Source organism: Actinoplanes sp. NPDC023936, from assembly GCF_040639325.1.
Classification (GTDB): domain Bacteria; phylum Actinomycetota; class Actinomycetes; order Mycobacteriales; family Micromonosporaceae; genus Actinoplanes.
Genome location: NZ_JBEZZR010000006.1, coordinates 226,718 through 238,985, shown reverse-complemented (window position 1 = coordinate 238,985; position 12,268 = coordinate 226,718). Strand labels below are relative to the sequence as shown.

The window sequence follows — 12,268 nt, the reverse complement described above, 5'->3', positions numbered from 1 at the left end:
GATGCGACCTTCCTCAGAACATGCCGACACCCTGTTCTCCATGCCTGCGATCAAGCCTGTCGTCAAGGCACCGGAGAAGCACACCGAGCCGCACCGGCCGAGCTCCCGGCGGATCGACCCGGCGTCCTTGCTGACCGGGCTCAACGGGCCTCAGCGCGACGCTGTCACGCACTCCGGTTCGCCACTGCTGATCGTGGCCGGCGCCGGTTCGGGCAAGACCCGGGTGCTGACCCACCGGATCGCCTATCTGCTGGCCGAGCGTGGGGTGCATCCCGGCGAGATCATCGCGATCACGTTCACCAACAAGGCCGCCGGCGAGATGAAGGAGCGGGTGGCCCAGCTGGTCGGCCCGCGGGCCCGGCTCATGTGGGTGTCGACGTTCCACTCGGCGTGCGTCCGGATCCTGCGCGCCGAGCACGAGCACGTGGGGCTGAAGAGCACGTTCTCGATCTACGACGCGGACGACTCGCGCCGTCTCATGCAGCTGGTCGCCCGCGAGCTCGACCTGGACCCGAAGCGGTACACCGCGCGCGGCCTGGCCGCCCAGGTGTCGAACCTGAAGAACGAGCTGGTCGAGCCGGAGGAGTTCAAGCAGAAGGCGAAGGGGCCGAACGAGCGGGCCGTCGCCGAGGCCTACGAGCTCTACCAGCGGCGGCTGCGCGAGGCGCACGCGCTGGACTTCGACGACATCATCATGGCCGTGGTGCACCTCTTCCAGTCGCACCCGATGATCGCGGAGGCGTACCGGCGGCGGTTCCGGCACGTGATGGTCGACGAGTACCAGGACACCAACCACGCGCAGTACCAACTGATTCGCGAGCTGGTCGGCACCGAGGGCGGCGAGGTCGAGCCGTCCGAGCTCTGCGTGGTCGGTGACGCCGACCAGTCGATCTACGCGTTCCGGGGCGCCACGATCCGCAACATCCTGGAGTTCGAGCGCGACTACCCGCAAGCCCGGACGATCCTGCTGGAGCAGAACTACCGGTCCACCCAGACCATTCTCTCCGCGGCCAACGCGGTGATCGACCGCAACACCTCCCGCAAGCCCAAGCGGCTCTGGAGCGACCAGGGCGCCGGCGAGCAGATCGTCGGTTACGTGGCGGACACCGAGCACGCCGAGGCGGACTGGGTGGCGCGGGAGATCGACCGGCTCTGTGACAACCACGAGGTTCGTCCCGGTGACGTGGCGGTCTTCTACCGCACCAACGCGCAGTCCCGCGTGTTCGAGGAGGTGTTCATCCGGGTCGGCCTTCCCTACAAGGTGGTCGGCGGGGTGCGCTTCTACGAGCGCAAGGAGGTGCGCGACGCCCTGGCCTATCTGCGGGCGATCGTGAACTCCGACGACACGGTCAGCGTCCGCCGGGTGCTGAACACGCCGAAACGCGGCATCGGCGACCGGGCCGAGGCCTGCGTCGAGGCCCTGTCGAACCGGGATCGGCTCTCGTTCGGGCAGGCGCTGCGCCACGCCAAGGACGCGCCGGGCATCTCCACCCGCGCGTCGAACAGCATCGGCGACTTCGTGCAACTCCTCGACGACCTGCGCGAGCTCTCCCGGACCGCGCCGCCGGAAGAGGTGCTGGAAGCGGTGCTTCAGCGGTCCGGCCTGCTCAGCGAGCTGGAGGAGAGCCTCGACCCGCAGGACCAGGGCCGGGTGGAGAACCTCCAGGAGCTGGTGAGCGTCGCCCGGGAGTACACCGAGCGGGTGGAGTCGCTGGCGGAGGAATCAGCAGAGTCCTCAGTCCGTTCAGAAGAGGCGGGCGGGGTGGTCGGAGGGGGGCAGGTCGCGACTCTCGCGGGCTTCCTGGAGCAGGTGGCGCTCGTCGCCGACGCCGACCAGATCCCCAGCGACGACCCCGATCACCAGGGCGTGGTCACGCTGATGACGCTGCACACGGCGAAAGGCCTGGAGTTCCCGGTCGTCTTCCTCTCCGGCCTGGAGGACGGCGTCTTCCCGCACATGCGGGCGCTCGGCGACAACACCGAGCTGGAGGAGGAGCGCCGCCTGGCCTACGTGGGCATCACCCGGGCCCGGCAGCGGCTCTACCTCTCCCGCGCGGTGACCCGGTCCGCCTGGGGCCAGCCGCAGTACAACCCGCCCTCACGGTTCACCGACGAGCTGCCGCCCGAGCTGGTCCGCTGGGAGCGCACCGGCGGGTCGTACACGTCGTGGTCCGGCACCGGGGGCGGCGTGGGTGGGCGCGGTGGGGGAGACCGCCAGCGCGGCGGAGGCTTCGCCGGGGGTACGCCCAAGGCGCAGCGCATCGCGGAGCGTCTCGGGATCGACGGGAGCAAACTCGCCACCGCGAGCGACCTGAAATCGGCGCCGAAAGTCGATCCGGGTGACCGGGTCAACCACCAGCGCTACGGCCTGGGCCGGGTGCTGGCGGTGGAGGGGCACGGCCCGGGCGCCCGGGCGCAGATCGACTTCGGCGACCAGGTGATGTGGCTCGTGCTCCGGCACGCGCCGATCGAGAAGATCTGACCCCCGCCGCCGCTAGGCGGATTCGGACTGATGCCCGGCGGCGCAGCCGGTGATCTCGACACCGTGCTCGTGCATCCACGCGGTCGGCTCGATCGGGTTCTTGTAATGACCCGCGTGCACCTCGAAGTGCAGGTGCGGCCCGGTGGAGTGCCCGGTCGAGCCCTCCAGGCCGATCCGTTCGCCGGCATCCACCCGCTGCCCGGCCGCGACCTGGACCTCGGACATGTGGCCGTAGTGGGTGAGGTACCCGTCGTCGTGCCGGACGAGCACGGCGTTGCCGTACCCACCGGCCGGCCCGGCCGCCACCACGGTGCCCGCGCCAACGGCGACGATCGGGGTGCCGTGCGCCGCGGCCAGGTCGACGCCGGCGTGCAGGCGTCCCCAGCGGGGACCGAAGCATGAGGTGACGCCGGCCGAGGGCATCGGGTGCACCCAGCGCGCGCCGGTCCCGGTGGCGGTGCGCGCGCCGGTCCCGGTGGCGGTGACCGCTGCCGCGGTGACGACGGGACGCTCCTTGCGCTGCACCGCGGCGCCGGCCAGCTCGGTCAGCGAGTCCGCCACGTCCCCGGCCAGCGCGTACGCGGCCGGGCTGCCCGGGGCGAACTGTTTGGCCGGGGCCTCGTCACCCGTCGGCGCGACGATCGGCAACGTGGCATAGGGGTGCGACGCGGTGACGTGCGCGGCCGGGCTGATGCGCGGCGTGTCGTGGCCGCCCGGCATCGCGGGAGCGGCCAGGTCGCCCGGCAGCGCGGCTGAGGCGGCTACTCCGGCGGCTGTCACGCCTGCGGCGGTCACGGCGGTCAGCGCGCCGACCGAGAGCGCGGTGCGGCTACGGGTGGCGAAGAGGGTGGGGAAGGAGGGTGCGCGGTGGCGATGCAGTCGTTCCTGACGGTGCCGGCCCACCCGGCCCGATGAAGACTGCTGACCCACGCGGATTCCTCCCGGCGGACGGAACGGCTGCTGACACGTTCCTGTCGGCTTCTCGGTGGGAGAGCGTGAGGCTGGAGAAAAGGATCAACCGGATTGCAACCGGCGATGTTTGATCCCGTACCCAGAAGGGGAAGATTTTTTAGGAAGCCGCTTCGGCGGCGGCCATGCCCGCGTAGACCGACTCGATCTGCAGCTTGATGTCGACTCCGCGCTCGCGGAGGAAGACGATCGGGTCGACCGGGGTGCCCTTGACGTGCACCTCGAGGTGCAGGTGCGTCCCGTACGAGTAGCCGGTGTTGCCGACCTCGCCGATCACCTGGCCGGCCTTGATCTCGTCGCCCTTCTTCACCAGCAGGCGCCGGGAGTGCGCGTAGATCATCTCGGTCCCGTCCTCCTGCTCGACGGTGATCGAGTAACCGTAGCCGCCGTTGTAGCCGGCGCTCGTCACCGTGCCGCCGTGCACCGCCTTGTAGGGCGTCCCGTCGGCGGCGGCCAGGTCGATGCCGGCGTGCAGCTTGCCGAACCGGACGCCGTAGGGCGAGGAGAACTGGTAGTCGTCGAGGGGCAGGAGGTAGATGTCCTCCGCGGAGACCTCGGCACTGACTTCTTCGGTGGTGTCCGACCGATTCTCACTGCGGGAGGCGCGTTCGCTGTCGCCGTCCCGGCTCTCCAGGGCGTCGGCCGCGATCTGCGAGCTCTTCAAGCTCTGCAGAACGTCCGGGTTGACGTCTTTGGCGTCCGGGAGGTTCGAGGCGGCGCCGAGAGCGACGACGCCGGCACCGACGAATGCGGAGGTGACGACTGCGGCGTAACGGCTGCGGGGAGGGGTTGGGACGCGGCGGCGGCCGCGATAGCGATCGGGCTCAGACGACAAGCGCTGGCGCACGAACAACCCTCCGTCGGTGGCATTGCGGCGGCGCGCCATCTCAGCCGCCAACAGCGGTAAACGATGGTTTGCCGGGTCCTCGCTATGGGGTGAACCTGTGCGAGAGCCGTGGGCCACGGTAACGAAACGGCAGCCAGGTCACAAGTCGCAGCGCCATTTTCATGACAGTTCCTGGTCAGCATTGATCATTGAATGTCCGAATTGGCTGCCTTTCCGGGTGAGTGATATGGCGACCCTCTGTGAGCGGCCGGAATGCGGAAAGTAATGTGACCTAAGGAACTATTCATCGACCCATCGGGTCGGACCGCCTGCTACCCCGGCTCGGCGTCTCGGGTTACCGTTCGTTCAGGTGACCGCGGGGGCTGCCCGCCTGAGGCGCCCGGCACCGGGGTCGGATAGCCCGAAGGGGTCTGCATGCAAGCACGGATCAGGGTCGTGGTGGCGAAGCCCGGGCTGGACGGGCACGACCGCGGCGCCAAGGTGGTGGCGCGGGCGTTGCGTGACGCCGGGATGGAAGTGGTCTACACCGGGCTGCACCAGACGCCCGAGCAGATCGTGGAGACCGCGATTCAGGAGGACGCCGACGCGATCGGCCTGTCGGTGCTCTCCGGGGCGCACATGACGTTATTCCGGAGAGTGATCGAGTTGTTGGCGGAACGTGATGCCCAGGACATCGTCGTTTTCGGCGGCGGCATCATTCCGGAGGACGACATCACGGAATTGGAATCACTCGGTGTAGCCAAACTATTTACTCCGGGTGCGACCACCGCGTCCATCGTCGAATGGGTCCGCGCCAATGTAGCTACGCCGGTGTCGTGATTACCGGGCCCGCGTTCGCGCGGGCCCGCCGCCGGAAAGGCCGGCCGGGACGCCGGGCGGGCCGGAAAAGGCGTGCCGGGGCGGGCTCTCCACCGCAAGGGGAGAGGCCGGACGCACCCCTCACACGTCCGGCCCCTCTATGCGCGATGCCCCGCCGCCACCCCTCGACCGACAGGGCATCGGCCGTTTTCCTTGCGGGCGCCTTAAGTTTCAGCGCTCCGACATCTCAATCAACGACGTCCTTCTGAGCCGGGTTACGCGCGGTGCTGTGACTTTTTTCGTTCACTCTCCCGTGTCTGCAGATCTTGAGTGGATCGATCTACCCGGCCCCCTGTGGACGGCCTGTGGACAGCGGCTGCCGCATTCTCTGCGTGCACATCCCGCGCAGCCGTCACAAGCGCCCCGGAGCTGCGATTTCGCCACTGTGGTGTGCGGTCTTGCACACCGCGCACCCGCGCGGTCACAGGGGTCCAAACGGTCGCTAGTCTGCGAATGACGGCCATGCCGCAATCCTGCGGAAGGCTGGACGATCCTCACGCTGGCGGCGCAGCTGCGACGCGCCGCGCACACAGGTCGGGACGCAACGGTGCGGCTTGCCGGCGCTTGGCGTCGCGAGCGAAAGGAGACACGTGGACCTGTTCGAGTATCAGGGGCGCGACCTGTTCGAACGGCACGGGCTGCCCGTGCTGGGCGGCGGCGTCGCCGAGACCCCGCAGGAAGCCCGGGCGATCGCCGAGCGGCTCGGCGGCAAGGTCGTCGTCAAGGCCCAGGTCAAGGTCGGTGGCCGTGGTAAGGCCGGCGGCGTGAAGCTGGCCGACGGCGCGGACGAGGCCGAGGCTCGCGCGACCGACATCCTGGGCATGGACATCAAGGGCCACACGGTCCACAAGGTGATGCTGGCCGAGACGGCCGACATCAAGGAGGAGTACTACTTCTCCTACCTGCTGGACCGGGCCAACCGGACCTTCCTCTGCATCGCCAGCGTCGCCGGCGGTATGGAGATCGAGACCGTGGCCGAGGAGGACCCGGACCGGGTCGCCAAGATCGCGATCGACGCGAGCAAGGGCGTGGACGAGGCGAAGGCCCGTGAGATCGTCACGGCCGCCAAGTTCCCGGCCGACATCGCCGACCAGGTCGTCGACATCGCGGTGAAGCTGTGGCAGGCGTTCGTCGCCGAGGACGCCCTGCTGGTCGAGGTCAACCCGCTGGCCAAGGTCGGCGACGGCCGGGTGCTCGCGCTCGACGCCAAGGTCACGCTGGACGAGAACGCCGGCTTCCGGCACCCCGACCACGAGGCTCTCGAGGACAAGTCGGCCGTCGACCCGATCGAGCAGGCCGCCAAGGCGAAGAACCTCAACTACGTCAAGCTCGACGGTGAGGTCGGCATCATCGGTAACGGCGCCGGCCTGGTCATGTCGACCCTCGACGTGGTCGCCTACGCCGGTGAGAAGCACGGCGGCGTCAAGCCGGCGAACTTCCTCGACATCGGTGGCGGCGCCAGCGCCCAGGTGATGGCGAACGGTCTGGAGATCGTGCTCGGCGACCCGTCCGTGAAGTCCGTCTTCGTCAACGTGTTCGGCGGCATCACCGCCTGCGACGCGGTCGCCAACGGCATCATCCAGGCCCTGGCCCTGCTCGCCGAGCGCGGCGAGACCGTCACCAAGCCGCTCGTGGTCCGCCTCGACGGCAACAACGCCGAAGAGGGACGTGCCATCCTCGACGGTGCGAACAACCCGCTGGTCCAGCGGGTGGACACGATGGACGGAGCGGCCGAGCGCGCCGCCGAGCTCGCGGCTGCGGGGAAGTGAACTAATGGCTATCTGGCTCACCAAGGACTCCAAGGTCATCGTCCAGGGCATCACCGGTGGTGAGGGCTCCAAGCACACCAAGCGGATGCTCGCCGCGGGCACCCAGGTCGTCGGTGGCGTGAACCCGCGCAAGGCCGGCACCACTGTCGACTTCGACGGCACCGAGTTGCCGGTCTTCGCGACCGTTGCCGAGGCCATCAAGGAGACCGGCGCGGACGTCTCGGTCATCTTCGTGCCGCCGGCGTTCACCAAGGCCGCGGTCGTCGAGGCGATCGACGCCGAGATCCCGCTCGCCGTGGTGATCACCGAGGGCGTGCCGGTGCAGGACTCGGCCGCGTTCTGGGCGTACAACGTGGCCAAGGGTTCCAAGACCCGGATCATCGGCCCGAACTGCCCGGGCATCGCCTCGCCGGGCGCCTCCAACGCCGGCATCATCCCGGCCGACATCACCCCGCACGGCCGGATCGGCCTGGTCAGCAAGAGCGGCACGCTGACCTACCAGCTCATGTACGAGCTGCGCGAGTTCGGCTTCTCGACTGCTGTCGGCATCGGTGGCGACCCGATCATCGGGACCACGCACATCGACGCGCTGAAGGCGTTCCAGGAGGACCCGGACACCGACGCGATCGTCATGATCGGTGAGATCGGTGGCGACGCCGAGGAGCGTGCGGCCGAGTTCATCAAGGCCAACGTCACCAAGCCGGTCGTCGGCTACATCGCCGGCTTCACCGCGCCGCCCGGAAAGACGATGGGCCACGCCGGCGCCATCATCTCCGGCTCGGCCGGCACCGCCGACGCGAAGAAGGCCGCCCTCGAAGCGGCCGGCGTCAAGGTCGGCAAGACGCCGAGCGAGACCGCCCGTCTCATGCGCGAGGTCATGAGCTGAAGTCAGCAGAAATGGCGCGCCGCCGATCAGGTCGTTACGACTTGATCGGCGGCGCGCCGCCGTTTCTGCATCGCCGGAACCGCCGCGACGTGAAAAAGTAGTCGCGATGCCCAGCACAACCGACCGGCCCGAAGGCTCGGAGGACCCGTTCGCGGTCGCCGAGGCGCTGCAGTCTGTGGTGCGGGACACCGAGGAGATGTCGATCGACCGCGATCGCGCGGCCCCCGATCCGCATGGCAGCGATCCGCATGGCGCCGATCCGCATGGCGCCGGCCCCCGGGATACCGACCCGGAGAGCACCGCCCGGGACAGCGCAGAGCCGGAGAGCGCCGAGTCCGCCAACCGGGACACCGTCGTGGTCGACGACGAGATGCTCGGGCGGCGGGACACCGTGCGCCTGCCCCATCAGCGCCGGCCCGGCGAGCCGGTGCGGCGGGCGCCGATGGCGGTGGCGGCCGGGTTCGCCACGATCTGGGCCGCCCTGCTCAGCTATCTGCCGATCGCGGTGGTGATCGGCCTGGCCCGCACACTTGAGGACTCCGGTGGCGTGGGCGCGGCCGCGCACGCCGGTCTGGCCGCCTGGCTGCTCGGGCACGGGCTGCCGGTGGGCACCTCGATCGGCCCGCTCGCGGTCACGCCGCTGCTGCTCACGCTGCTGGTGATCTGGCGGCTCAACCGGGCCGGCCTGCACGTGACCCGTGCGGTGGGTGCGCGGCGCAGCGGCTCGACAGTCACCGCGCTGGGTGTGGCGGGCGCCATCGGTCTCCCGTACGCGTTGGTCGGAGCTCTGGCGGCGGTCATGACCGACGGGCGCGGCACCCAGGTCTCCGCCGGCCTCGCCGCGGTGCATTTCTTCGTTCTCGGCACCGCGGGCGCGCTGATCGGCTCGCTGCGGGGGACCGACGCCGTCTCGGTGCTCGCCCGCAAGTCGCCGCCGGTTCTGCGGCACGGCATCCGTGCCGGGCTGGTCGCGGCGTTCCTGATCCTCGGCGCCGGCGCGGTCGCCGGCGGGCTCTCGGTGGCGCTCGGCGGCGGGCAGGCGGCCGAGATGATCGCTGCCTACCAGACCGGAGTGGCCGGCCAGGCCGGCATCACGCTGATCAGCATGGGGTACGCGGTGAACGCCGCGATCTGGGCGGCCGCCTACCTGCTCGGGCCGGGGTTCGCGCTCGGCGCCGGATCGGCGGTCAGCATCACCGAGGTCTCGGTCGGGCCGCTGCCCATGCTGCCGCTCGTGGCCGGCCTGCCGGAAGGCCCGATGGGCGCGACCGGGACCGCCCTGCTTCTTCTGCCGATCATCGCCGGTGGCGTCGCCGGTTGGCTGCTCACCCAGCGGCTGCGGCACGGGCGCAGCGGGGCCCGGCGGACCGGCCGCCGCGGTGGCGCCGCGCCGGACGACCCGCCGTGGTCGCTGCTCATCGGCGCGGGGGTGCTGGCCGGACCGGTCGCCGGGGTGGTGCTGGGTCTGATGTCCCGGCTCTCCGGCGGCTCGCTCGGCACCGGAAAGCTCGCCGAGATCGGGCCGGACCCGCTGCGGGTGGCAGTGGTCGCCGCGATCGTGGCCGGCGTCTCGGTGGTGGCCGGCGCGGCGGCGGCCCGGGTGTTCGGGAACCGGCGCGCCTGAGCGGCGCGTGTCACCTCACGTCCGGGCCGGTCGCGTCAGGGCTGGGAGTTCTCCTCGATCCACTGGTTCCAGTCGAAGTCGGACGGGAACGTGAGGGCGAGGACCGCGAACGCGATGCTGAGCACCAGGCCGGCGATGCTGGTGGCGAGGCCGGCGATCACGATGCCGCGGTTGTTCGCCAGGCCGGTGTCGACCTTCTTCTTGCCGAGCACGCTGAAGATCAGGCCGAGGATGCTGAGCAGGCCGCCCACCGGCCAGCAGCAGGAGATCGGGATCGAGGCGATGCCGAGGACCATCCCGGTCACCCCGAACGCGTTCTGCGGCTGAGCCGGAGGCCCGGCCGGGGGTCCGTAGGCCGGAGGGGGATATGCCACTCTCTTCACACTCCTTCTCCGCCACGAGTCGCTGCGGCCGTCAGCCTAATGGATCCGATTCGATCTACGCTGCCCGTTGACGGGCCATTCCTGCTGCGGCGATAGGGTGCACAGGTGACTGACCCCGCGCCCGCCCGCCTGGTCGTCCTCATCTCCGGATCGGGCAGCAACCTGCAGGCTCTTCTCGAAGCGACGAAGGACCCGGCGTACGGCGCCGAGGTGGTCGCCGTCGGCGCCGACCGGGACGGCATCGCCGGTCTCGATCACGCTACCGCCGCCGGTGTGCCCACTTTCGTGGACTCGGTGAAGGCGTACCCGACCCGCGACGACTGGGACGCCGCCCTCGCCGCGCACGTCGCCGAGCACCGGCCCGACCTGGTCATCTCGGCCGGCTTCCTGAAGCTGGTCGGCAAGAAGTTCCTGGACGCGTTCGGCGATCGGTACATCAACACGCACAACGCGCTGCTGCCCGCGTTCCCCGGCATCCACGGCCCGCGGGACGCGCTCGCGTACGGCGTGAAGATCGCTGGTGCGACGCTCTTCTTCGTCGACGCCGGCGTCGACACCGGGCCGATCATCGCCCAGGTCAGCGTTCCCGTGCTCGACGACGACACGGAGGAGACGCTCACCGAGCGGATCAAGGTGGCCGAGCGGGCACAGCTGGTGGAGTACGTCGGCCGGCTGGTCCGCCAGGGCTGGACCATCGAGGACAGAAAGGTACGGATTCCGTGACCACCTCTTCAGGCGAGGGCCGTCGTCCGATCAAGCGGGCGCTGCTGAGCGTCTGGTACAAGGACGGCATCGTCGAGCTGGCCCAGGCGCTGCACGCCGCCGGCGTGGAGATCGTCTCGACCGGCTCGACCGCGTCGACCGTGGAGAAGGCCGGTGTGCCGGTCACCCGGGTGGAGCAGCTCACCGGCTTCCCCGAGATCCTGAGCGACCGGGTGAAGACGCTGCACCCGAAGGTGCACGGCGGCCTCCTCGCCGACATGCGGCTGGAGAGCCACGTCAGCGAGCTCGCCGAGCACGGCATCGAGGCGTTCGATCTGCTGGTCAGCAACCTCTACCCGTTCACCGAGACGGTCTCGTCCGGCGCCAGCGAGGAGGAGTGCATCGCCAAGATCGACATTGGTGGACCGGCGATGGTCCGGGCGGCGGCCAAGAACCACGCTTCTGTCGCGGTGGTGACGGCTGTTTCCGCGTACCCAATGATCTTGGAAGCTTTGAAGGACGGCGGGTTCTCGCTGACGCAGCGCAAGCTGCTCGCCGCTCGCGCCTTCGCCGACATCGCCGAGTACGACGTGGCGGTGGCGAACTGGACCGCGTCGACGCTCGTCTCGTCGGTGGACGCGGGGTGGCCGGAGTTCAGCGGGCTCTCGCTGCGTCGCTCCTCGGTGCTGCGGTACGGGGAGAACCCGCACCAGCAGGCCGCGCTCTACCTCGACCCGAACGCGCCGGCCGGGCTCGCGCAGGCCGAGCAGCTGCACGGCAAGGAGATGTCCTACAACAACTACGTCGACGCGGACGCCGCGTGGCGCAGCGCGAACGACTTCGACTCACCGTGCGTGGCGATCATCAAGCATGCCAACCCGTGCGGGATCGCGATCGGTGCCGACGTGGCTGAGGCGCACCGGAAGGCGCACGCGTGCGACCCCGTGTCGGCTTTCGGCGGAGTTGTCGCAGTAAATCGCGAAGTTTCGGTCGAGCTCGCGCAGCAGCTCTCCGAGATCTTCACCGAGGTGATCGTGGCGCCGTCGTATGCGCCCGCCGCCCTGGAGCTCTTCAAGGAGAAGAAGAACCTGCGGGTGCTCGTGGCGCCGGCCTGGAACCCGCCCGCCACGGAGATCAAGCAGGTCGGGGGCGGTGTGCTCGTGCAGGCCGCCGACCGGATCGACGCGGACGGGGACGACCCCGCGAACTGGACCCTGGCGACCGGTGCGCCGGCCTCGGACGAGGTGCTGGCAGATTTGGCGTTCGCGTGGCGGGCGATCCGGAGTGTCAAGAGCAACGCGATCCTGCTGGCGTCCGGCGGGGCGACCGTCGGCGTCGGGATGGGGCAGGTCAACCGGGTCGACTCGGCTCGGCTCGCGGTGTCGCGTGCCGGCGAGGAGCGGGCTGCGGGGAGTGTGGCGGCTTCGGACGCGTTCTTCCCGTTCCCGGACGGGCTTGAGGTGTTGATCGCGGCCGGGGTCAGGGCTGTGGTGCAGCCGGGTGGGTCGATCCGGGACAATCTGGTCATCGAGGCTGCGGAGAAGGCTGGGATTGCGGTTTACCTGACGGGCACGCGCCACTTCTTCCACTGAGGGGTGGTTGCGCAGGGACGTCGGGGCGCCCGGGGTGCCGGGGTCGCCGAGCCGCCGGGGTGCCGGGGGGAGGCTCAGCCGTAGCTGACGCAGGTTCCGGGGTGGCTGGGGGAGGCTCAGCCGTAGCTGGCGCAGGTTCCGGGGTGGCTGGGGGAG

The 12,268-nt window shown here is 70.0% G+C and carries 10 protein-coding genes; 7 read left to right on the top strand and 3 right to left on the bottom strand.

All coding sequences use genetic code 11. The annotated features are described in order from the left end of the window. Positions 1 to 40 precede the first annotated feature (40 nt). The gene (gene pcrA, locus AB0F72_RS11430) at positions 41 to 2,482 is read left to right on the top strand and encodes a DNA helicase PcrA (protein WP_360428959.1); all 2,442 of its coding nucleotides are present in this window, start codon (positions 41 to 43) and stop codon (positions 2,480 to 2,482) included. Positions 2,483 to 2,494: 12 nt separating this feature from the next. On the opposite strand, the gene AB0F72_RS11425 is transcribed toward pcrA, so the two are convergent. Both AB0F72_RS11425 and AB0F72_RS11420 read right to left on the bottom strand, forming a co-directional pair. Next, positions 2,495 to 3,412, bottom strand: coding sequence for a M23 family metallopeptidase (locus AB0F72_RS11425; protein ID WP_360428956.1), 918 nt, complete (start codon positions 3,410 to 3,412; stop codon positions 2,495 to 2,497). 139 nt (positions 3,413 to 3,551) lie between these two features. After that, entirely contained in the window at positions 3,552 to 4,298 is a 747-nt protein-coding gene (locus AB0F72_RS11420; RefSeq protein ID WP_360428953.1) for a M23 family metallopeptidase, read from the bottom strand. Positions 4,299 to 4,712: 414 nt separating this feature from the next. Here AB0F72_RS11420 and AB0F72_RS11415 point away from each other — a divergent pair, with 414 nt between their 5' ends. From AB0F72_RS11415 to AB0F72_RS11400, 4 genes are all read left to right on the top strand, one after another. Beyond that, positions 4,713 to 5,117: a cobalamin B12-binding domain-containing protein gene (locus AB0F72_RS11415; protein ID WP_360428950.1), complete on the top strand. Its 405-nt coding sequence runs from the start codon at positions 4,713 to 4,715 to the stop codon at positions 5,115 to 5,117. A gap of 629 nt (positions 5,118 to 5,746) precedes the next feature. Beyond that, entirely contained in the window at positions 5,747 to 6,925 is a 1,179-nt protein-coding gene (sucC, locus tag AB0F72_RS11410; protein WP_360428947.1) for an ADP-forming succinate--CoA ligase subunit beta, read from the top strand. A 4-nt stretch (positions 6,926 to 6,929) separates the two neighbouring features. Next, positions 6,930 to 7,811: a succinate--CoA ligase subunit alpha gene (gene sucD, locus AB0F72_RS11405; protein ID WP_360428944.1), complete on the top strand. Its 882-nt coding sequence runs from the start codon at positions 6,930 to 6,932 to the stop codon at positions 7,809 to 7,811. 106 nt (positions 7,812 to 7,917) lie between these two features. Further along, the gene (locus AB0F72_RS11400; RefSeq protein ID WP_360428941.1) at positions 7,918 to 9,435 is read left to right on the top strand and encodes a DUF6350 family protein; all 1,518 of its coding nucleotides are present in this window, start codon (positions 7,918 to 7,920) and stop codon (positions 9,433 to 9,435) included. A gap of 35 nt (positions 9,436 to 9,470) precedes the next feature. On the opposite strand, the gene AB0F72_RS11395 is transcribed toward AB0F72_RS11400, so the two are convergent. After that, positions 9,471 to 9,809 (bottom strand): DUF4190 domain-containing protein, encoded by a 339-nt coding sequence (locus tag AB0F72_RS11395; protein WP_360428939.1) that lies wholly within the window; start codon positions 9,807 to 9,809, stop codon positions 9,471 to 9,473. A 114-nt stretch (positions 9,810 to 9,923) separates the two neighbouring features. On the opposite strand from AB0F72_RS11395, the gene purN reads away from it, so the two are divergent. Both purN and purH read left to right on the top strand, forming a co-directional pair. Beyond that, positions 9,924 to 10,541: a phosphoribosylglycinamide formyltransferase gene (gene purN, locus AB0F72_RS11390; protein WP_360428936.1), complete on the top strand. Its 618-nt coding sequence runs from the start codon at positions 9,924 to 9,926 to the stop codon at positions 10,539 to 10,541. Further along, positions 10,538 to 12,112 (top strand): bifunctional phosphoribosylaminoimidazolecarboxamide formyltransferase/IMP cyclohydrolase, encoded by a 1,575-nt coding sequence (gene purH, locus AB0F72_RS11385; RefSeq protein ID WP_360428934.1) that lies wholly within the window; start codon positions 10,538 to 10,540, stop codon positions 12,110 to 12,112. Before purN ends, purH begins: the two co-directional genes overlap by 4 nt. The last annotated feature ends 156 nt before the right edge of the window (positions 12,113 to 12,268 follow it).